Source organism: Pseudomonas sp. URIL14HWK12:I5, from assembly GCF_900176445.1.
GTDB lineage: Bacteria > Pseudomonadota > Gammaproteobacteria > Pseudomonadales > Pseudomonadaceae > Aquipseudomonas > Aquipseudomonas monteilii.
In genome coordinates, this window is sequence record NZ_FWXQ01000013.1 from 16,826 (window position 1) to 38,740 (window position 21,915).

A 21,915-nucleotide genomic window follows, 5' to 3' on the forward strand; every position below is an offset into this window, starting at 1 on the left:
CTAACAGCTGACGCAGGCGCACGTCAGGTGCGCTCGACAATCACCGTCACCCCCTGCCCACCTGCCGCACAAATCGATATCAACCCCCGCCCCTTCCCCGCCGTGGCCAACAGCTTGGCCAGGTTGGCCAATATGCGCCCTCCGGTGGCCGCAAACGGGTGCCCCGCCGCCAGCGAGCTGCCTTTTACATTGAGCTTGCTGCGGTCAATCGCCCCAAGCGACGCCTCCAGCCCCAACCGTTCACGGCAATAATCGGCATCTTCCCAGGCCTTGAGCGTACACAGCACCTGGGCAGCGAAGGCTTCGTGAATTTCGTAGTAGTCAAAGTCTTGCAAGGTCAGGCCATTGCGCGCCAGCAAGCGTGGCACGGCATACACCGGCGCCATCAAGAGCCCTTCGCGACCGGTCACAAAGTCCACCGCAGCGGTTTCGCCATCGACCAGGTAAGCCAGCACCTCCAGCCCCTGCTGCGCGGCCCATTCCTCGCTGCCCAGCAACACCATAGAGGCGCCGTCCGTCAGCGGTGTGGCGTTACCGGCCGTCAGCGTGCCCTGCCCGCTGCGGTCAAAGGCGGGTTGCAGCTTGGCCAACTGCTCAAGGGTCAGGTCGGGGCGCAGGTTATTGTCGCGGGTCAACGTAAGAAACGGCGTCAGCAAATCATCCTGCCAACCCTCGGCATACGCGGCAGCCAGTTTCTGGTGGCTGAGCAGCGCCAACGCGTCCTGTTCGGCACGGCCAATGCGCCAGGCCTGGGCCATACGCTCGCAATGCTCGCCCATTGACAGCCCGGTGCGTGGTTCGCCATTGCGTGGTAGTTCGGGTTTGAGGTGGTGAGGCCTGAGCTTGAGAAAGGGCTTGAGCCTCTCGCTCAGGCTTTTGCCACGGTTGGCTTGCAGGAGGATGTGGCGCAGGCCTTCGTTGACGGCAATCGGTGCGTCGGAGGTGGTATCCACGCCGCCGGCAATACCACTGTCGATCTGCCCCAGGGCGATCTTGTTGGCCACCAGCAACGCCGCTTCGAGCCCGGTACCGCAGGCTTGCTGGAGGTCATAGGCCGGGGTCTGCGGTGAAAGGCGCGAACCCAGCACACATTCGCGGGTGAGGTTCATGTCGCGCGAGTGCTTGAGCACCGCGCCAGCCACTACCTCCCCCAGCCGCAGCCCATGCAGGCGATAGCGTTCGATCAATCCTTCAAGGGCAACAGTGAGCATCGCCTGGTTGCTGGCCGTGGCGTAAGCGCCGTTGGAGCGGGCGAAGGGAATTCGGTTGCCGCCCAGGATCGCGACCCGGCGAAGTGAACGCATGCGCTTTTTCCTCCTGAAACAATTTGATCCGTACAGCCTAGGTGTTTTTACCGTGGGCGAACGACCTTGCCACAAAGTTGGTCCACACTTTCAAGCTTGCCTTTGCGGAGACCCACCCATGAGCGATCGCTACCTCGGCTTTGCCAACTCCAACCTCGGCCGCCGCCTCGTGGATGCCCTTGGCCTGCCACGCCCGGCCCCGCTGGAGCGCTGGCAGGCCGGCCGCCTACGCCCGGTGGAAGGGGCGCTGGTGCTGGGCGGCGGGCCAATGGCGAAACAGATCGAAGCCATCGCCCCATGCCTGACTGACGAGGTTTACAGCTTCAATGCCGACGACCTGCAGGCTGAAGCCTGGGTGGCCGGCCTGGGGCCGAAAATCAAGGCCGTGGTATTCGATGCCCGTCATCTGTCCGACAGCGATGCCTTGAAGCAGTTGCGCGAATTTTTCCAGCCCCTGCTGCGTAGCCTGGCGCCTTGCGCGCATATCGTGGTGCTGGGGCGCGCACCGGAAAGCCTCGACAACCTGTTGGCCAGCGTTGCCCAACGGGCACTGGAAGGCTTCAGCCGTTCGCTGGCCAAGGAACTGCGCAACGGCGCGACTGCCCAGCTGCTGTATGTCGCTTCCGGTGCCGATGACCAGCTGGAAGGCGCCCTGCGCTTTTTCCTCTCGCCCAAGAGTGCCTTCATTTCTGGCCAGGTGCTGCGCCTGGAAGCCTGTATCAGCCAGGTGGAGGACTGGACCCGCCCACTGGCCGGCCGTCGTGCCCTGGTCACTGGCGCAGCGCGCGGCATCGGCGCCGCTATCGCCGAAACCCTGGCACGGGACGGCGCCGACGTGCTGCTGCTGGATGTGCCGCAGGCCAGCCAGGACCTCGACGCCCTGGCTGCACGCCTGGGTGGCAAGGCGCTGCCGCTGGACATCTGCGCCAGCGACGCGGCAACGCAACTGCTGGCGGCCTTGCCCGACGGCATCGACATCGTGGTGCACAACGCGGGTATCACGCGTGACAAGACCCTGGTCAACATGACCCCGGATTACTGGGACGCGGTGCTGGCTGTCAACCTCAAGGCCCCACAGGTACTGACCCAGGCGCTGTATGACAGTGGCGCACTGGGGGAAAACGCACGTATCACCCTGCTGGCCTCGGTCAGCGGCATTGCCGGCAACCGTGGGCAGGCCAACTACGCCGCCAGCAAGGCCGGGCTGATCGGTCTGGCCCAGGCCTGGGCGCCCCGGCTCGCCGAACATGGCGGCAGCATCAATGCCGTGGCGCCCGGCTTTATCGAAACCCACATGACCGCAGCCATGCCCATGGGCCTGCGCGAGGCCGGCCGGCGCCTGAGCTCGTTGGGCCAGGGCGGGCGCCCGCAGGACGTCGCCGAAGCCATTGCCTGGCTCAGCCAACCGGGCTCCGGGGCAGTCAACGGCCAGGTGCTGCGGGTGTGCGGCCAGGCATTGATGGGAGCCTGAGCATGAGCCGACACTGGCATGACCTGCACAGCCCGGCTTCGCGCGCCAGCCTGTACCTGCGCGCAGCCAGCAAACGCACCATCAGCGGCGACCACCTGCCGGACGATGGCCTACGCTGCTTCATCCCGGTTCAGCCGGGCAACCTGAGCACCTACCGCAAGCTCTGCCACTTTCCCGACGATGGCCGCCTGCCGGCGACATATCCACATGCAATGGCATTCAACCTGCAGTTGCAGTTGATGACCGCTCCAGACTTCCCCTTCCCACTGCTCGGCCTGGTGCATCTGTACAACCGCATCGAAGTGCTGCGCTCGCTTGGCGGTATCGAGGGGCTGCGCTTTGCGGTGTATGCGCACAACCTGCAACCGCATGCAAAGGGCGGCACCTTCGATTTGATCACCGAGGCCGAAGACGGCATAGGCCTACTCTGGCGCGAGACCAGCCGCATGCTGGTACGTGGGTTGAAGCTGGAAGGCGAGGCAAGTGAACGACCCGAAGCTGAGCCAGATGCATTACCCGAGGCCAGCCGCTGGTACGCCGACAGTGACATCGGCCGGCGGTATGCCAAGGTCTGCGGGGACTACAACCCTATCCACCTCAGTGCTGTCAGTGCCCGGTTGTTCGGCTTTCCTACAGCCATTGCCCATGGCATGTGGAGCATGGCCATGGCCCTGGCGGCATTGCGTGGGCACCTGCCGCACAGTGGGTATGCCTTTGAAGTGGACTTCCGCAAACCGGTACGGTTGCCGTCGGAGGTGGTGCTCAGTGCCAGTGAGGCGGGCACTGCAGGTCAACTACGGCTGGATGGGCATGGGGGGGTATTGCATATGGTCGGGCGGTGGGATCGGCTGTAGGCCACTTGCTTTGCATCGGGCCTGGGCAGAAGCTATGCAGCATTAGGAGACCCCGATGAATCTGCAAGAACTCACCCAACGCCTGCACCAGATCCGCGACAACAACGACTGGCGCGGCTTCCACAGCCCGAAGAACCTGGCGATGGCCGCCAGCGTCGAAATGGCCGAGCTGGTAGAAATTTTCCAGTGGCTGAGCGAAGACGAATCGCGCCAGCTGCCTGCCGACAAACTGGCCCACGCCGGCCAGGAGGTCGGTGATGTGGTGCTCTATCTGTTGCTGCTGTGCAGCGAGCTGGGCCTGGACATGGACCAGGTGGTGCGGGCCAAGCTGGCCGACAGCGAAAGGCGCTTCGCCCGATGAATGACCGTCACTTCGATGAGCTGGCCACTCGCTTTGCCGAGAAGATCTACGGCGGTGCCAAGGGCGCAATCCGCCTGGCCGTGCTGCAGGCTGACCTGGCCGAGGCACTGCCCGATCGTCCGCTGCGCATTCTCGATATCGGTGCCGGGCTGGGCCACATGGCCTTGTGGCTGGCCCAGCGTGGTCATCATCTGACCTTGGCCGAGCCCGCCGCCCCCATGCTCGATGGCGCCCGCGCGCGCTTTGCCGAGGCTGGCCAGACTGCCACGTTCATCCAGGCCCCCTGGCAAGACCTGCTTGGCCAGCTCACCGAACCTTACGACCTGGTGCTGTGCCATGCCGTACTCGAATGGCTGGCAGAGCCTGAGAGCATCCTGCCCGTGCTGCACCAGCTCACAGCCCCTTCCGGGTGGCTGTCACTGGCCTTCTACAACCGCGACGCCCTGGTCTACCGCAACCTGCTCAAAGGCCATTTCCGCAAGTTGCGCAGCAACCGGCTGGAAGGTGAAAAGCAGAGCCTGACCCCACAGAAACCGCTTGATCCACGCGCGCTCAAGGCGCAACTTGATCCTATGTGGCAAGTTGAAAGCGAAAGCGGTGTGCGGGTGTTCCACGACTACATGCCCAAGGAGTTCCAGGGCAAGGCCGAGCTGCTCGACCTGCTGGAAATGGAACTGGCCCACCGCCGCCACCCCGCCTTCGCCGGGCTTGGCCGCTACCTGCACTGGGTGTGCCGCCCCCGCTAACCCACCCTGCCGGAGGAGTTCATGCCGTACCGTCTGTTGTGCCTGGCCCTGCTGCCATTCGCCCTGGCTGGATGCCAGGGCAGCAACCCGTATGTGGCCAGCAGCCGCCCGCTGCCTCCGGCCCCCGCCCAGGCGGCCACCACCTTCGACGCCAGTGCCTACCCGGCACCCGCCCGCGATTATGGGCACTACCGCAGTTGGAGCTGGCGCAACGGCGAACTGCCCAGTGGCTCGGCCAATGCCGATCCTGCGCAACTGGCCGATGCTGTCAGCGGGGCACTCGACCAGCATGGCCTGCGCCCCGCCCGAGGTGCCACCGGCGACCTGCTGGTGAGCGCAGACATGCGCCTGGAAAAACGCTTGCGCCAGGTGCGTGACTACGACACCTACGACCCGTACTACGGCCCCTACCCCTACGGTGGCGTGGGCTATGGTGGCTATCGCCATGGCTACGGGGGTTATGCCAGCGTGCCCATCGTACGCACCTACGAAGTGGACGTGATGGTAGTGCGCATCGACCTGTACGACGCTCGCAGCGGTCAGCCGGTATGGAGTGCCAGCGCCGAAAGCGGCAGCGACAAGGACTCGCCGCGTGAACGCGAAAGCGCCCTGCGAGACTCTGTGCACAAGGCGCTCAGCGGCTATCCTCCCAGTTAATCGCTAACGGAGAACCATCATGTTGCGCCGTCTCGTTTTACTGTCATTCGTGTTACTGCTTGCAGCCTGCTCCAGCAACAACGTCCAGCAGGATTTCGATGCCAGCCGTGACTTTGCCGCTTACCGCAGCTGGGCGTGGCAGGAACCGGGCCTGCAGTACCGCCCGGACGACCCCCGCATCAAGAGCGACCTTACCGAGCAGCGCATCCGCCAGGCGGTAGCCGACCAGCTCGACCAACGTGGGCTGCGCCCGGTCCAGGGTGGCGCACGGCCTGACCTGACGGTCCGCACCTACCTGATCGTCGAGCAGCGCCAGCAGCAGATCACCACCAACTATGGCGGTGGCTGGGGTGGCTATTGGGGCGGTTACTGGGGTGGCCCGATGTACAACGAAACCCGCAGTGTCGACTACAAGGTCGCGACCATTCAGGTGGACATGTTCGATGGGCGTGACGGCAAGCTGGTGTGGCGCGGCAGTGCCGAGCAAATCATGAACAACTACCCGCCAAGCCCGGAAGAACGCAACAGCGCCATCCGCAATACTGTGAACAAGGTATTGGCCAACTACCCGCCGGGTAGCAAGAAATAAGCCTCAGCCCTTAATAGTGGGAGCACCTTTTCGCGCCCCAAGGTCGCTCCCCCACTTAAACGGTGTCAAGAACGACAAAATCCATTTCGACCACGCCTTTTTCCCGTTCCCGCCCACTCCCTCGCAGGTTCCCGTCTATCTTCACTTAAGGAAACCTGACTGACCGGGTAGAAGTGTTCAACTTTTGGGAAAGGCGACCTGCCAATGCAAAGCATTGTTCTCCTGCTGTGGCTTGCCTTGTGCTCCGAACAGGATGTGCGTCAACGCCAGATCTCCAACCTGCTGACCTTGGGCGTGGCAACGGGCGCTCTGGTCTGGCTGTTCGCCACCGGTCGCAGCTGGATAGGCGCCGAGGCCGCCGATGCCGGCTGGGCGCTGGCCATCGTCATGCTGCTGACCTTGCCGGGGTACATGCTCGGCCGCTTCGGTGCCGACGACGTCAAGCTGATGGGCGCACTGGCCCTCGCCACCAGCCCGCAATACGTGCTCGGCACCTTCATCGGCGCCGGCGTCAGTGTGCTGGTGTGGCTGCTCACCCGCCGGCGCCTGTGGACCCTGCTCAACCCCAAAGTGAAGAAGCGGTTGCAAACCCTGACTGAAGAAATGGGCGACAAACAGGCCTTCGTACCCTATGTGTTAGCAGGTTTTCTTCTAACGGCGGTATGGATCCAATAAAGCAACCTATGGTCCGATACCTTGTACATGCCTTGTACAAAATCGCAACGTAGGGCTATTTTTAAGCTGCCAGAGCGTCTGGCCCGGGAGCAGGGCCGCATACGAACAGGGAGTTGATCGTGTCCAGACCTTTCAGTGATGTGAAGATTTTGGTGGTCGATGACCAGCCAGTCATCGTCGAACAGCTATGTGAGTTTCTTGAAACCCGGGGTTACCACTGCCTGCCGGCCCATTCCACCGACGAAGCCCTCGAGCGCTACCTGGCCGACGAGGCCATTGGCCTGATCATCTGCGACCTGCACATGCCCGACCGTGATGGTATCGAACTGGTTCGCGCGCTCAAGCAAATCACCGGGCAGCGCATGTTCGAAGCCATCATGCTGACCGGGCGCGCGGAAAAACAGGATGTGATCCGTGCCCTGCGTGAAGGCTTTGCCGATTACTACCAGAAGCCCACGGACCTCGATGAACTGCTCGAGGGCGTGCGCCGCCAGGAAGAGGCCCTACTGGAGCGCCAGCGCAACTTCCGCGCCTTGGGCGGGTTGAACCAGCGGTTGCAGAATCTGGCCGACTCGGTGGACGAATTGTACCAGGACCTGGAAAAGGCCCGCGGCCAAGGCACCCACCGACGCGCCAGCGATGTGGAAGACAGTGAGAGCGAGCTACCGGCAGCGTTCGAGAAGCTATCGCCGCGCCAACTTGAAGTGGCACGGCTGGTGAGCAAGGGCAAGACCAACTACCAGATTGCCTGTGAGCTGGGCATTACCGAAAACACGGTGAAGTTGTATGTGTCGCAGGTACTGCGCCTGACCCACATGCACAACCGCACCCAGTTGGCACTGGCACTGACGCCCAGTTCGTCACCGGTTCACCAGCGGTTTACTACCCACTAAGTGACTGCTTCAAAATTGCCGGGGCTGCTTTGCAGCCCATCGCGACACAAGGCGCGCAAAGCGCCCCCCTACAGTTGAAGGCCAATACTCAAGGTCAAGCGGGGGGCACGGTCCAGACTGTCCAACGCCACATCCGCCAGCGGTTTTGCCACCTCCAACGCAACATTGAAAAGCCGCCCATCCCCCAACCGTACACCCAGTGCCGCCGAAGCCAGGTGGGCATCCTCCACCGATCCCCGGTTATGCCAGGTCTGCGCCGCATCCACTGCCAAATAGGGCTGAACCAGCGCCAACCTGCTACCCCGCATGCTGTAGCTCACCTCGTAAGCCACACCCCACCCCTTGTCTCCGTCGGCCTGATCACGGGGATAGCCACGCCCGAAGCTCTGCCCACCAAACCCCACCCGTTCGCTATCAGGTAGCCGGTCATCACTCCAGTACAACGCGCCAGACACTACACCCTGCCAACTCGCTGACAGCGGGTCACTTTGCAGGGCCGACAACCTGAACCGCAAAAAGTCCATGTCGTAGTCGGCATCGCTGCGGGCGCCCAGGTAATCCAGGCCTTGGTAGACCCCGGCACTGACCATGCGCAGGCGACTACCTTCCACTTTGCGCCAGTCGCCCTCGAATGACAGCGCGCGCACAGAAGTGTCGTAGTCCCGTGACGAAGACTGCCGCTCTTCGACATGTTCGCTGACCGCATACACGTGTCCCTGCACGGCCAGCCATTCATTCGGCCTGACAATCACGGGTTGGCGCAGGCCTATCGCATAGCGTTGGCTGTCACGCTCACGGGTGATGTCGCGGCCATCGTCCAGGCGGATTCGCGTGTCCGGCTCACTGCGGTAGCGCGAAGCCGACAACAACAGTTGGCTGCCGGCCTCGTCCAGGTGCTGGCTGTAATCCAGCCGTTGGTAATGCACCTGGTCATCGCCCGGGGGCAGTAGCAGGCTGGCCTGGAACTGTTCGGCAAAGCGGGTCTGGGCATTGCTGGTGGCCGTCAGCAGCGCCTGTGCATCATCGCGACTGGAGTCTGCCAAAGTAACAGCGGCGCTGAACGGTTTGTGCCGCGCATGCACGGTCAAAAGGGCCGCACCGTCACCGGTTCGTGCCATCGCCAGCTCAGCCTCTATCGACACGCCGGGCAAGCGCCCTGCCAGCCCCAGGTAGCGTTCGAGCGTTTCGCGGGTCAGCGGGCGCTCAGCCTCAAGGCGTGCCAATAGCTGCCGGAGATAGTCGCTGGCCGGGCCGATATCACCGTCGATGTGGTAATCGCGGATGTAACCCTCGACCAGCACCACATTCACCCGACCCTCGGCCACATCCTGCGGTGGCAGGTAGGCATAGGAAAGCAGGTAGCCCTCCTGCCGATAGCGCTGGGTTAGCTGCCGGGTGTACTGCTGCAACTCGCCCAACGTGGTCTGGCGCCCGACCAGCGGCTGGTAGTGCTCGCGCAGATCACTCAAGGGGAACACCGTGCCCCCCTCGAAACGCACTTTATGCACAACGACGGGCGTGTCCGCAGGTGCCCAGTCAAGTCTTTCGCCAACCGGCCCGGCCAACCTCAGGTTCGGGCTGATGGGGCGGTAGGCCTCTATCGGCAGGTTGGCAGCAGGCAGGCGCCGTTCGTATTCATGGCTGTCGAGAAAACCCGGCAACGGCTCTGCGTGGGCAGCAAGCGCCCAAGGCAACAACAGCAGGGGCACGGCCAGAGGACGCATAGGGCGCTCCATGTTCCCTTGGTTTGCGGGGCGCCAGCCGGTCACACCCGTTATCTGCAAGCGTAGGTGCTGGCCCGAATGCCGTCGAACGCCTACTCGCTGACCTGGAACGCCACCCGCGCCGTCTCGCCGCTTTCATCCAGCGCGCTGAGCTCGGCCTGTCCGACCTGCGGCAAGCGAACCAGCAGGCTGTCCTGCCCCTGGGTTTCGCCCAAGGGCTGGCCATTGAGGAACCACCAGCGCCGCCCGCCCCCGCCCAAGGCCGATACATAGAGTTGCAACGGCTCGCTGCTGGTGGCCGGGCGGCGCAGGTTGTCGCCGGGGCGCACGCCGACGATCGACAGCGGCGGTGCGCTGGCCGGCACCTGCGGCGGGCAGGCCGGGTCGATGGCCGGCAGGCGCGCCGCGCGCCGCTCGACACGGGGTAGCCAGGGCTCCAGCGGGGCCGGCCACAACGCAATGTCACGGGCCTTGGCGCTTGGGCAGCTACCATCCACGCGCAGCCCCTGCTCGTTGACCCACACGCGCTCACGCAGGCCCAGGCCCAGCGGCTGATCGGCAGCTTGCAGGGTTGGCGGCGTGGTGCCATCCAGGGTCCAGGCAAAACGCTGACGCCGGCAGTTGGGGTCCTGCTTGCTCATCGGCTGGCCCAGAGGCCAACAGATCGCCGCCACCCCGATATTCGCCGGCACCCGCTCCACCGGCACGCTGATGCCGCGCTGGCTGTCGCGGTTGCTCAGCAGGTCATGCACCTGCAGCATCAGTGGCGCCGCCGAGGCCAGGCCAAACTGGCCGGGTACCGGCGTGCCATCGGGGCGGCCGATCCACACGCCGATCAGGTAGCGCGGGCCCACACCAATCGACCAGGCATCGCGAAAGCCATAACTGGTTCCTGTTTTCCAGGCCAGTTGCGGGCGCTGCACCAGCTCGGCGTGCGGGTCGCGGTCGGGGCGCGCCTGGCCACTGAGAATGCGCCGGATGATCCACGCCGCCCCCGGTGACAGCAAGCGCCGCTCTACCAGCGGCTCCTGAGGTTGCAAGCGCACCCTCGCGCTGTTGCCACCGCGCGCGAAGGCTGCATAACCACCCACCAAGTCTTCCAGACGGCTACCGGCGCCACCGAGGATCAACGACAGGTTGGGCTCGGCCAGCGGCGGTAGTATCAGCGGCATACCCGCCATGCGCAGTTGCGCGGCAAAGCGTTTCGGGCCGTAGGCCTCCAGCAATTGCACCGCCGGCAAGTTGAGTGACAGGGCCAGCGCCGAACTGGCCGACACCGGCCCGCTGAAGCCCATGGAGAAGTTACCGGGCCGGTAGTCGCCATAGCGGCGTGGCACGTCCTGCAGTAGCGATTCGGAATGGATCAGGCCATCATCCAGCGCCATGCCGTACAGGAACGGCTTGAGCGTAGAACCGGGTGAACGTAGCGAACGCACCATGTCGACATGCCCGAAGCGGCGCTCATCGGCCAGATCAATCGAGCCCAGGTAGGCACGCACCGCCATGGTCTGCGCCTCGACTACCAGGATGGCTGCCGAGGTACGCTCCGGCAGGCGCGCACGCCAGCCCAACAGCAGGTCTTCCAGGCGCCGCTGCAGTGCCGCATCGAGGGTGGTGCGGATCAGCGGTGGGCTGTCGGCGCTGTTCAGCCGTCTGGCGAGCAAGGGCGCCAAGGCGGGCTCCTGACGTGGCGCCAGCACCAGCGGCTCCTCGGCTGCCTCGCGGATTTGCTGCGCAGGCCATACCTGGTATTCGGCCAGGCGCTGCAGCACCTTGTCGCGGGCACGCTGGGCACGCGCAGGATGGCGGTCCGGCCTTAGCCGGCTGGGCGCCTGTGGCAGTACCGCCAGCAGCGCTGCTTCGGCCGGGGTCAGGTGCAAGGGTGATTTGCCCAGGTACGCCCAGCTGGCTGCGGCAACCCCCTGCAAGGTGCCGCCAAAGGGTGCGCGGTCAAGGTAGATCTGCAGGATTTCGCGCTTGGACAGATGCCACTCCAGCTGCGCCGTACGCCACAGTTGGCGCAGTTTACCGGCCAGGGTACGTTCATGCGGGTCGAGCAGCCGTGCCACCTGCATCGACAGCGTGCTGCCGCCCGACACCACGCGTCCGCCGCGCAGGTTCAGCCAGGCGGCTCGGGCCAAGGCCAGCGGGTTGACCCCGGGATGGCGGTAGAACCAGCGGTCCTCGTAAGTCAGCAAGGCCTGCAGGTACAACGGCGAAACTTCGTCAGGGCTGACCGGGTAGCGCCAGACACCCTCGGCATCGGCAAAGCGCCACAACGGCGCGCCGTCTTCGGCCACCACCACCCGGGCCAGGTCGTCGCCCGGCATGGGCAGCGGCCAGATCCGGTCAGCCAGCCACACCAGGCCACACAGCACTAGCAAGCCGATTACCGTGGCACGCAACCACTTGCCCGCACGCGTGCATGGCCGCGCTAAGCTTGGCATCGGGAACCGACCTGGCCAGGTGATGGCCAAAGGCTTGGGAACGGCAACCTCGCCGAATCGTTCATCAGGAAACAACTATGCATGTAGAAGGTTTTTTCGAGTGGCTGGGCCAGGCACTGGGGTCGTTGATCCGCTTCATCGTCGACGCATTGAGCGGGCTGTTCAACCTGCTGGCCAATGCTGGCGGCAATTTCATCGACGGCCTGGCGCGCACACTGGGCATGGACACCTCGCTGCTCAGCATCCTGGCCCTGATCGTCGGCCTGATGCTGCTGTACTCGGCCATCCGCGCGTTCATGCGCGCCTCGATCATCCTCGGGATCATCTGGCTGGTGCTGGGGCTGTGGGTGATGAGCTGGGTGATTCACTGATGGTAGAGCTGCCCTGCGCGACCCAGTGGATGCGCAGGGCAGATTCTTACCGGGCTTTTACGGTCATCTCCCCTTGCCCATCCCCCACGGCCTGCAGGTTCGGCCGGTACATCGACTCAACCTGCGGCGGCGGCACACGGTAGGTGCCCGGGGTCACCGCCCGCGCCAGGTACAACAGGTGGGTGGTGCCGTAGCCGTCGAGCTTGAGCGCGGCAACATAACGGTCATCACGGTACTCCTGGTGCACCACGCTGGCGTTCTGCATCGACTCGCGCCATTCCTTCACCGCGGTGCTGGCGTTGTCCAGGCTGGCGGCACTCTGCGCCAGGTTCTGGTTTTCCAGCTCCAGGCCTGCGGGCAGCAAGTCCACCACCAAGGCATCCGGCACGCGGTCTTCAGCCTTGAGCGCAAGGTGCACCAGCACCAGGTCGCCGCTGCGCAGGTTATGCAGGTCCAATGGCTGGCCATTCATGCCCAGGTACTCACGGCGAATCTGCATACCATTGCCGCCGGCCGCAGGCGCCTGACGGGGGTAACCAGACAAAGTGAGTTGCTGGTACAGCGTCTCGCTGCCTTCGTTCTGCACGCTCAGCGGCGAAGCCAGCAACGGGCCTTCCAGCTTCATGCCGGCTTCGGCATTGTTGAACTCGCGCACCTCGCCAGCGCTGTCCAGGCGTGCCTGCCACTTGCCTTCCGGCTTGCCCAACAGGCCACGGCCGGCAAGGAACAGTGCATTGCGCTCCTGGGTCGACAACCAGCGGTTGGCCCCCAGTTCGTCCGACAAGGCGAACAGCCGCTGGTCGACCTGACTGCTGGCAAGGTTGCTCTCCTGCAACAAGGCCAGGATCAACGCCTGATCACGCAGTGCGCTGCCGTAGTCCGCCATCCAGCCTTTGCCACGGCTGATGCCCAGGCCCGCCTGCAAAGCCTGCTCGGCTCGCGGCTTGTCGCCCATCTTGTCCAGTGCCACTGCCAGTTGTACCAGCGGCAAGCCGGAACGCGCATCGGCACGGCGCTCGAACAGGCCACGCAAGGCACCCAACGGCGCCTGCTGACTGCGCGACAGCACCAGCGCTGCATAGGCCTGCACGGCGAAGCGGGTGTGGTCGGCGTTTTCGCTGTAGTCCACTTCGATCAGGTTGCGCTCTTGCAGGTAGCGCAGCAGGCGCTCGCTGGCCTTCTTCAGCGCCTCGGCCGGCACGCCGTAACCCTGGTCACGGGCACGCAGCAGGAAGTCGGTGACATAGGCAGTCAGCCAGTACTCTTCTTCGCTGTCCGAACTCCACAGGCCAAAGCTGCCGTTGTAGCGCTGCATGCCCAACAGGTGCTCGATGCCCATCTCGATCTTGCGCTTGCGCACGTCCGCCGGCTCGCCCTTGATGCCCAGGCGCTTGAGGCTGTCGGCATCGGCGTACAACGACGGGTAAAGGCCACTGGTGGTCTGCTCAAGGCAACCGTAGGGGTAGGCTTCCAGGGCGCGAATCTGCTCGGCCAGGTTCAGCGGTGGCCGGCTCGACAAGGCCAGGCTGGCTTCCAGGCCGGCAGGCTCGAAGGCCGCCAGGTCTGCTTCAGGCAAGGTCCAGGGCTGGTCTTTCAAGGCCACGCGGTAGTGTTTGAGCATCGCCGGGTAGGCCGGGCGCACGCCCAACGTCCACTCCCGTTCGAACGCGGTGGTCGGCTCGTTTGGTAGTTGCAGGCCTGTGACCCGCACATGCACCTTGCCTTGCCCCAGGCCGCCCTGGGCCTGCACCGGGATCATCAGTGTCGAACGCTGGCCTTCAGTCAGGGCTACGTTCTGTACGGCACTGGCCACGAGGCTAAGCTGCCCCTCGGTGGTGATTTCAACATTCAGTTGTTGAGCGCGGCCCGACAGGTTGGCCAAATCCAGCGCCAGACTGGTGCGGTCGCCTCCGGCCAGGAAGCGCGGGGCCGAAAGCTCGGCAATCAGTGGCGCGGCCACCACGGTCTTGCCTTCGGCCATGCCGAAGTGTTCTTCGGTCCAGGCCTGGGCCATCAGCCGCAGCTCGCCGTTGAAGTCCGGGATGTCGACCGTAGCTTCGCCCTCACCCTTGTCATCCAAAGTCACCGGCAGGCTCTGCTGGGCGACGATAGTCACCGTGGTATTAGGGCGCTTGCCCCCTTTGGCCATGGCCGCGTCACCACCGAACGCCAGGCTGGCCAGGCGGCCCTGCCCGGCTTCGATCAGCTGGCCGTAGATGTCCAGTTGGTCGGCGCCATAGGCCTTGCGCCCGAACAGGCTGGCGAACGGGTCGGGGGTTTTGAAGTCGGTGATGTTGAGGATGCCCACATCAACCGCCGACAGCAGCACATGCACTTGCTTGGGCACGCTGCCATCCGCATTGGCGGCCTTCACCTTCACGGTCAGCGGCTGTTTCGGGCGCATCTTGTCTGGTGCCTGCAGGCTCACCGCCAACTTGCGCTCAGCGCGGTCCAGCGGCAGGTGCAGCACACCCACCGAACGCTTGGGCGTGGCGTTGGCCTTGCGCTCACCCGGGCGGATCACCAGCGCGCTGATGTACAGGTCGTGGCGGGCCCAGGCTTTGTCCAGTTGCACATCGAAGGTCTTGCCCTCGGCGGGCACGTCGATTTCCTGCCACCACAGCGGGCCATCGCTGGACTCGATCATCAGGTAGCCGCTACCTGCGGCAGGCGGGGTGACGGTGACCTTGGCCGTGGCACCGTCGGCGTAGGAAGGTTTGTCCAACGCCAGCTTGACCTGGTCGGGGCGCACGGCACCGCCTTCAGCGTTGTCCTGGGCGCGGTAGCCGGCCCAGAAGCGTTCGCTGGAAACCAAGCCAGTTAGCGGGTCTTCCACCTCGACGCGGTAAGGGCCCCATTCAACCTGGAAGCTCAGCTTGGCAGTGGAGCCGGCCTTGACGCTGACCGTCTCTTCGCTCTGAGTGAGGAATTTTTCGTTGTAGGCGTAGCTCCAGCCGTCGCTCTGCGAGTAGTTCCAGTAGTAGTCGCGGCGCTCACGAATCAACCGCACCTTGAGGTCATCGGCCGCCAGCTTGTTGCCATCGCGATCGGCCACCAGGAACTCGAATTCCACTGGCCCGTCACTGTCGGTTTCCTCGCCATCGAACAGGCCACGCAGGCCCGGCAAGCGCTCGGCTGGCCAGATCGGCTGCTCCAGGCGCCGGGTGATCGGACGGCCACCCGACTCCTGCAAGCTGGCTTGCACGGTCAGTTGCAGCGGCGAGCGGGCTTCGGCCCAGCGGCTTTCGATATCGACAACCGCCTTGCCAGCCTGGTCGAGGGTGACTTCGTCCAGCTCCAGATCCTGGTTCAGCTCGGTTTCGGTGACCGAGCCGAACTGGTAGCCCGGCAGAGCGGGCACCGCCTCGCGCAGGGGGCGCACATAGGCCTGGCCACTCAGGCGATTACCGGCAGCAGGGGCGCCATAGAGGTAACGGCCATTGACCTGGATGCGCGCATCCTCATCCGGCGACAGTGGCGTGCTGCTGCCCTTCAGCTCCAGCGCCAGGCGCTCAGGCAGGAAGTCTTCGACGAGGAACTCATACACCTGCTTGCGCCCGCCGCCCAGGTCGAGCAGCAACTGCCAGCGCCCGGTCGGGGCTTCGGTGGCCAGTTGCAGCTGGTATTGGTACAAGCCATTGCTGTCGGCTTCCCAGACGAACTTGCGGCTGACCTGCTCATCCGGGCGGCGCACTTCCACGCTGACGGGTTGGGCTTTGACGGGTTTGCCGTCCTGGTCGCGCAGCAGGCCGTTGAGCAGCACGGTTTCGCCTGGGCGATACAGGTCACGCGGGCCGAAGATGAAAAACTGCAGCGGGTTGGCCTGGGGGCCGGTGATGTCGAATTCGGCCAGGTCCAGCGCGGCGGTGTTCAGGCGCAGCAGGGTGGTGTGCACACCTTGGGTGGCGATCAGGGTATCGGCCTTCGGGGTGATCGGCAGTTGGGCGTGGCCTTTGCCATCGGTGCTGGCCTGGGCCAGCAACTTGCCCTTCTCGTCATGGATTTCGAGGTTGACGCCGCTCAACGCCTTGCCGCCTTCCAGCGCCTGCGCGAACACGTCCAGGCGGTCGCGGTAACGGTGTGCCGACACGCCGATGTCACTGAGGGTGAACAGGGTCGCCGGCTGCGAGTAGTCGTAGGTGCCCGAGGCGCGCATCACTGCCAGGTACACGCCCGGATCCTGCAGTGGCTTGATGCCGGCGATGGGCAGTAGCACGGTTTCGCGGGTGTTACGGGCAGGGTTGAGGTCGAAGCGGCCGCTGTAGACCAGCTCGGCCATGTCCAGGGTTTCCTTGGACTGGTAGTAGTACAGGCTGCTGTTGCGCCCCCAGCTGGCCAGGAAGGTCGAGAGCATTTCCGGCTTCACCCGGAAGAACTCGACATCGACCTTGTCGACGTTGAGGGCAATCACCGGCAGCCCTTCGGCCAGGCGTGTGGGCAGCAGCGATCCACGGCTGGCAAAGCCGATGGTCGGCTGCATGTCGCGGGTTTCCAGCCGGGTGACCGACTCGCTGTCCAGTTGCTTGCCGTTGACCGCGAGCAGGCCCTTGTCCACGGTCAGCACCAGCTTGCGCTGTGGTTCCAGGTGCCGCAGGCGCAGTTCCATCTGATTGTCAGAAAGTTCCCAGGCGCCGTCGAGCTTGCCTTTGACGGTGTCGACCAGGTGTACCTTGGTGGCGAAGTCCTGCTTGGCATCCAGCGGTGCGGAGAAGCTGATCGACAGTGTGGCCGCACCATCGAGCTGCACTTCGGATACGTCCAGCACCGTGAGTTCGCGGCCCTCGTAGCGCTTGGCGAGCACAGCGGGGTCTTCGCGTTTGGGGGCAGCGGCTTCGGCGGGCGTTGTAGCGACAGGCTTCTGCGCCGGCGCAGGTTTGTCTGGCGTGGAAGAGTCACAGGCACTGAGCAAGGCCAGCGCGCAGGCCAGCAACAATCCTTTGTTGAACATGGAGTAGGAACTCTTCGGCAGCGTGTACGTGAGGGCAACAACTATAGCGCAAGGTCGGGTGCAACACCCGGCGTTGCGCGCGAGGTGAGACCATGGTCGCGCTAAATGGTTGCCTGGTCGTTACACTGTGACACTCGTTGAAGTAGGGCCGCTTCGCGCCCCCGACTTACCAAGGACTGCAATGTCGCAACTGACCACCGACTGGCGCCACCGCCTCACTCACCGAAAGGTCTGGGCATTGGCCGCGCCGATGATCCTGTCCAACATCTCCGTGCCGCTGGTAGCCCTGGTCGACAGCACGGTCATCGGCCACCTCCCCCACGCCCACCAGCTGGGCGCCGTGGCCGTGGGCGCCACGCTGTTCACCTTCATGGTCGGCCTGATGGGCTTCCTGCGCATGGGCTCCACCGGTTTCGCCGCACAGGCCGCTGGTCGAGGTGACGGTGCAGCGCTGCGCCAGGTACTGGTGCAAGGGTTGCTGCTGGCGGTCGGCTTCGCCCTGCTGATTGGCCTGCTGGCCCTGCCGTTCAGCCAGCTGGCACTGCAGGCGATGCAACCCAGCGCCGCCCTTCAGCAATCCACTGAAGACTTCTTTCATACCCGCCTGCTTGGCCTGCCCGCAGCACTGGCCAGCTACGCGCTGGTCGGCTGGTTCCTGGGCACCCAGAACGCCCGGGCACCGCTGGCCATCCTGCTGACCACCAACCTGCTGAACATCATCCTGAACCTGTGGTTCGTCCTGGGGCTGGACTGGGGGGTGCTGGGTTCGGCGCGGGCCTCGGTGATTGCAGAATGGAGTGCTGCCCTGCTCGGCCTGTCCCTAACCCGCCCGGCGCTGCGGGCTTACCCAGGGCAGATCGTGTGGGCAGCGCTCAAACGCTGGCAGGCCTGGCGACCGCTGCTGTCGGTCAACCGCGACATCTTCCTGCGCAGCCTGGCGCTGCAACTGGTGTTCCTGCTGATTACCGTACAAGGCGCACGCCTGGGCGAGGCCACCGTGGCGGCCAACGCCCTGCTGCTTAACGGCCTGCTGTTGACCGCCTACGCGCTCGACGGCCTGGCGCATGCCGTCGAAGCCCTGTGCGGCCACGCCATCGGCGCCCGCGACCGGGATACCCTGCGCCGCTCGCTGGTGGTGGCCTGTGGCTGGTCGCTGATTACCAGCCTTGGGTTTGCCGGGTTGTTCTTGCTGGGTGGGCACCTGTTTATTGACTTACAGACCGATATCGAGAGCGTGCGGGCGGCGGCTTACCCGTACCTGCCGTACCTGGCATTGCTGCCGTTGATTGCGGTGTGGAGTTATTTGCTGGACGGTTTGTTCATCGGTGCGACCCGGGCGCGGGAGATGCGCAATGCGATGTTGGTGTCGGTGCTGATTGCACTGCCGGTGGCGGTGGGCATGAGCGGGTTTGGCAACCACGGGTTGTGGTTGGCGTTTCTCGGGTTCATGGCGTTGCGGGCGGTGACGTTGGGGTGGGTGGGGTGGCGGTTAGAGCAGAAAGGTAAGTGGTTTGAGTGATGCGGGAAGGGTATGTCGTGGGAGTTGCGGCGCCTTTGAGATCGAGCGCCGCCCGGGCGGCGCTCGATTGACTAGGCGCTACAACACTCAAGACGACAGGTACGAAGACCGGGTCAACCCAAGACGCAACGCATCCAGGAACTGGGTCCGCTCCCGCGCAGTGATCTTGGCACTGGCCACCTTGTCGCGGTAGTGGGTCATCAACTCCTCCGGCGACAAGTGCACATAGCGCAGCATGTCTTCGATGGTGTCGTGGGTTTCAATACCGGCGTGATACACGCTGCCATCGGCATTCTGGTAGATGTTCACCGAGTCGGTATCACCGAACAGGTTGTGCATGTCCCCCAGGATTTCCTGGTAGGCACCCACCAGGAACACGCCCAGCAAGTAGTCCTCGCCCTCTTTCACCGCATGCACCGGCATGCTGGTCTCGATGCTCTGCTCGTCGACGTACTGGTTGATCTTGCCGTCGGAGTCGCAGGTCAGGTCCTGCAGCACCGCGCGGCGCATCGGCTCTTCGTCCAGGCGGTGCAGCGGGATGATCGGCAGCACCTGGCCGATGGCCCAGGTGTCCGGCAGGCTCTGGAACACCGAGAAGTTGCAGATGTACTTGTCGGCGAGCTTGTCGTTCAGCTCGTCCAGTACCTGGCGGTGCGAGCGCTGGCGGGCCTTGAGCGAGTTGTGCAGGCGGCGGCACACGGCAAAGTAGCACTGCTCGGCCAGGGCTTTCTCGCTCAGGGTGATCTTGCCATCAGCATACTGCGCCGCCACGTCACCCATGTAGTGGGTGGCGCGCCAGTAAGTCTCGGTCACCATCTCGATGTCGGTCGGGCCCAGCAGGTCGACCAGCCACTGCACGGTCTCGGGCAGGGCTTCCTTGTTCTCGATGGTCGGCACGTCGTCGTTGTGTTTCTCGACGTCGGTGACCTGAATCACCAACATGGCGTGGTGCGCGGTCAACGAACGGCCACTCTCGGAGAAGATGTGCGGGTGCGGCAGGCCCTGCGCGTCGCAGAACTCCTTGAGCATGCCCACTACCACGCCGGCATAGTCGTCCATGTCGTAGTTGATGGAACTGGCATTGCGCGAGTGGGTACCGTCGTAGTCCACGCCCAGGCCACCGCCAACGTCGATGTGGTCCACCGGCAGGCCCAGCGCACGCAGCTCGCCGTAGTAACGGATGGCTTCCTTGAAGCCGTGCTGGTAGTCAGCCAGGTTGGCGATCTGCGAGCCCATGTGGAAGTGCAGCAGGCGGATGCCCTGGTCCAGGCCAGCATCGCGGAAGCGCTGTACCACGGAGAGCAACTGCGCGGCAGACAAACCGAACTTGGACTTTTCACCACCGGTGTCGGCCCACTTGCTCGAAGCCAGCGACGACAGGCGCACGCGCAGGCCGACCTGGGGTTTCACCTTGAGCTCGGCGGCTTCTTCGATTACCAGAGCCACTTCCGACTCTTTCTCGATGACGATGAACACGTTGTGGCCCAGCTTCTGGCCCATCAGGGCCAGGCGGATGAACTCGCGGTCCTTGTAGCCGTTGCAGACGATGGTGCCGCCCTTTGGCGCCAGTGCCAGCACGGCCAGCAGCTCGGGCTTGGAGCCGGCTTCCAGGCCAATCGAAACGTTCTGCGTGGCGATGATGTTTTCCACCACCGCTTCTTGCTGGTTGACCTTGATCGGGTACAGCGCGGTGTACTTGCTCTGGTATTCCAGGCGCGCGATGTTGGCGTCGAACGCGCCGGTCAGCTGGCGAACGCGGTCCTGCAGAATGTCGGGGAAGCGTACCAACAGGGGCAGCGACAGGCCGCTCTGGCGCAGTTCGTCGACCTGCTCGAACAGGTCGATCGGCGCGCTCTTGGGGCCGTTGGGGCGCACTTCGACGCGCCCGGCTTCATTGATGGCGAAATAACCAGCGCCCCAATGGCGGATGCCATAAACACTGCGGCTGTCGGCCACGGTCCATTGGCTACCATCGTCTTTGCGTGTGCGTCGTACGGACATTCAAGTCCCCTATAGATAAGTCGAAGACACTGCCCCGCAGGCAGCGGAGCGAGTGTAAAAGCTGAAAATGACGATTCATCCGTGCTCAGGCATAGACCTTGACCACGGGAACGAGTTTAGAAAGCGCTGGGCAAAAAATCGCGCGATGGCCTCAGCCGCCGGACTTTTTCGCCTTGAAACCCTGTTTGGTCAGCTCGCCGATCAACAGCTCGACATGGTCGCCCTGGATCTCGATCACCCCATCCTTCAGGGCACCACCGGTACCACAGCGACGCTTGAGCGTGGTCGCCAGCTCCTTGAGCTGGTCGAGCGGCAGCGGCACGCCGGTGACGGTGGTCACGGTCTTGCCGCCACGGCCTTTGCTCTCACGGCGCACACGGGCAATGCCATCGCCTTCGGGGATGATTTGTTGCTTGCAAATGCAGGCGTCCACCGGCTGGCCACAGTCGGGGCAGTGTCGACCGGCATCGGTGGAGTACACGAGACCGCCAAGGGCGGAAAAGGAAGAAGCTTTCTTGGCCACTTTTGTTCCTCTGTGCTGAGGACAAAAACTGGTCGTGCCTTGGGGTAGAGGCCGACCGCGAAGCCCCACTCTGGCAGGGGCGGCGCTACTGCCGCAAGATCCTGCGACAGCCCGAAAAGGGCGCGCAGTGTAACGATAAAAAAGGCGATTGCTAAGTACTGGATTGCGGCATTTTACGAATGTTTTGCGACTATTCGCGGGCACGCCCGCTCCTAGAGGTTCGGCACCGCTCTGAACACTGCACAATCCTGTGGGAGCGGGCGTGCCCGCGAAAGGGCCGGCACAACCAAATCAGCTATCCCAGGCTGGCCTTATAGCGCTGCAACGCCGCCAAAGAGTCCGGGCAATATAGCTTGGTCAGGCTTTCCTCTTCAGCCAGCTCAAGGCTGACAAAGCGCGCCTCGATCACTTCCTCCGGCTGCAAGCGCAACGGCGCATCCGACACCGCCGAATACACCGCACACCACAACCGGTTGTCGGGCTGGTCAAAATAGAACCGCTCGTGAAACCGCAGCTCCACCCCTTCAATTCCCAACTCCTCGGCCAGCTCACGCGCCGCCGATTCGGCATAACCCTCACCGGCTGTCACCATGCCGCCCGCCGCCACATCCCAGTACCCCGGGTACAGCGCTTTGCTCAAGGTCCGCCGGTGCACGCACAACTCACCGGCGCTATTGAACAGCAGAATAAACGTGCAACGCCCGATCAAACCCCGCTCGCGCAGTTCGGCGCGGGGCAACGCTCCAAGCACCTGGTCGGCTTCGTCCACCCAGGTGACCTGTTCGCGGTCGGAAGCCGCCCGGTGGGCGGCCTCGTTTGGGCTGATGGCCAT

Annotated in this window: 17 protein-coding genes; 10 read left to right on the plus strand and 7 right to left on the minus strand. The window is 64.1% G+C overall.

Annotated elements, in window-relative coordinates:
* Positions 1-23 precede the first annotated feature (23 nt).
* The gene (locus B9A31_RS24950; RefSeq protein WP_084297492.1) at positions 24-1,304 is read right to left on the minus strand and encodes an acetyl-CoA C-acetyltransferase; all 1,281 of its coding nucleotides are present in this window, start codon (positions 1,302-1,304) and stop codon (positions 24-26) included.
* 118 nt (positions 1,305-1,422) lie between these two features.
* Here B9A31_RS24950 and B9A31_RS24955 point away from each other — a divergent pair, with 118 nt between their 5' ends.
* From B9A31_RS24955 to B9A31_RS24990, 8 genes are all read left to right on the plus strand, one after another.
* Positions 1,423-2,775, plus strand: coding sequence for a 3-oxoacyl-ACP reductase (locus B9A31_RS24955; protein WP_027615803.1), 1,353 nt, complete (start codon positions 1,423-1,425; stop codon positions 2,773-2,775).
* Positions 2,776-2,777: 2 nt separating this feature from the next.
* Positions 2,778-3,629, plus strand: a complete 852-nt coding sequence (locus B9A31_RS24960; RefSeq protein ID WP_025754645.1) for a MaoC family dehydratase — start codon at positions 2,778-2,780, stop codon at positions 3,627-3,629.
* A gap of 55 nt (positions 3,630-3,684) precedes the next feature.
* On the plus strand, positions 3,685-3,990 hold the full coding sequence (locus B9A31_RS24965) for a MazG-like family protein (RefSeq protein ID WP_009685784.1): 306 nt from the start codon (positions 3,685-3,687) through the stop codon (positions 3,988-3,990).
* Positions 3,987-4,736, plus strand: a complete 750-nt coding sequence (locus B9A31_RS24970; protein WP_016715412.1) for a methyltransferase domain-containing protein — start codon at positions 3,987-3,989, stop codon at positions 4,734-4,736. The genes B9A31_RS24965 and B9A31_RS24970 overlap by 4 nt, the downstream gene beginning before the upstream one ends.
* Positions 4,737-4,757: 21 nt before the next feature.
* Positions 4,758-5,393, plus strand: coding sequence for a DUF4136 domain-containing protein (locus B9A31_RS24975; protein ID WP_027609858.1), 636 nt, complete (start codon positions 4,758-4,760; stop codon positions 5,391-5,393).
* A gap of 19 nt (positions 5,394-5,412) precedes the next feature.
* Positions 5,413-5,982, plus strand: coding sequence for a DUF4136 domain-containing protein (locus B9A31_RS24980; RefSeq protein WP_016715410.1), 570 nt, complete (start codon positions 5,413-5,415; stop codon positions 5,980-5,982).
* A gap of 204 nt (positions 5,983-6,186) precedes the next feature.
* Positions 6,187-6,657 carry an A24 family peptidase gene (locus B9A31_RS24985; protein WP_016715409.1) on the plus strand — a complete coding sequence of 157 codons (471 nt, stop codon included), beginning with the start codon at positions 6,187-6,189 and terminating at the stop codon, positions 6,655-6,657.
* A 119-nt stretch (positions 6,658-6,776) separates the two neighbouring features.
* Complete coding sequence (locus tag B9A31_RS24990) at positions 6,777-7,550, plus strand: response regulator transcription factor (RefSeq protein ID WP_019098619.1); 774 nt, start codon at positions 6,777-6,779, stop codon at positions 7,548-7,550.
* A gap of 68 nt (positions 7,551-7,618) precedes the next feature.
* On the opposite strand, the gene B9A31_RS24995 is transcribed toward B9A31_RS24990, so the two are convergent.
* Both B9A31_RS24995 and pbpC read right to left on the minus strand, forming a co-directional pair.
* The gene (locus B9A31_RS24995; protein WP_019098618.1) at positions 7,619-9,274 is read right to left on the minus strand and encodes a ShlB/FhaC/HecB family hemolysin secretion/activation protein; all 1,656 of its coding nucleotides are present in this window, start codon (positions 9,272-9,274) and stop codon (positions 7,619-7,621) included.
* A 92-nt stretch (positions 9,275-9,366) separates the two neighbouring features.
* Positions 9,367-11,721 (minus strand): peptidoglycan glycosyltransferase PbpC, encoded by a 2,355-nt coding sequence (gene pbpC, locus B9A31_RS25000; protein ID WP_084297493.1) that lies wholly within the window; start codon positions 11,719-11,721, stop codon positions 9,367-9,369.
* Between the two features lie 77 nt (positions 11,722-11,798).
* Here pbpC and B9A31_RS25005 point away from each other — a divergent pair, with 77 nt between their 5' ends.
* Complete coding sequence (locus B9A31_RS25005; protein ID WP_016715405.1) at positions 11,799-12,092, plus strand: hypothetical protein; 294 nt, start codon at positions 11,799-11,801, stop codon at positions 12,090-12,092.
* 46 nt (positions 12,093-12,138) lie between these two features.
* Here the strand turns inward: B9A31_RS25005 and B9A31_RS25010 are convergent, their stop codons facing one another.
* Positions 12,139-17,040: an alpha-2-macroglobulin family protein gene (locus tag B9A31_RS25010; protein ID WP_084297494.1), complete on the minus strand. Its 4,902-nt coding sequence runs from the start codon at positions 17,038-17,040 to the stop codon at positions 12,139-12,141.
* A 181-nt stretch (positions 17,041-17,221) separates the two neighbouring features.
* On the opposite strand from B9A31_RS25010, the gene B9A31_RS25015 reads away from it, so the two are divergent.
* Complete coding sequence (locus B9A31_RS25015) at positions 17,222-18,559, plus strand: MATE family efflux transporter (RefSeq protein WP_084297495.1); 1,338 nt, start codon at positions 17,222-17,224, stop codon at positions 18,557-18,559.
* An 87-nt stretch (positions 18,560-18,646) separates the two neighbouring features.
* Here B9A31_RS25015 and speA read toward each other — a convergent pair whose 3' ends face one another.
* From speA to B9A31_RS25030, 3 genes are all read right to left on the minus strand, one after another.
* Positions 18,647-20,560 carry an arginine decarboxylase gene (speA, locus tag B9A31_RS25020; protein WP_019097111.1) on the minus strand — a complete coding sequence of 638 codons (1,914 nt, stop codon included), beginning with the start codon at positions 20,558-20,560 and terminating at the stop codon, positions 18,647-18,649.
* 151 nt (positions 20,561-20,711) lie between these two features.
* Positions 20,712-21,083, minus strand: coding sequence for a translation initiation factor Sui1 (locus B9A31_RS25025; RefSeq protein WP_025754639.1), 372 nt, complete (start codon positions 21,081-21,083; stop codon positions 20,712-20,714).
* A 295-nt stretch (positions 21,084-21,378) separates the two neighbouring features.
* On the minus strand, positions 21,379-21,915 hold the full coding sequence (locus B9A31_RS25030; RefSeq protein WP_019097109.1) for an NUDIX hydrolase: 537 nt from the start codon (positions 21,913-21,915) through the stop codon (positions 21,379-21,381).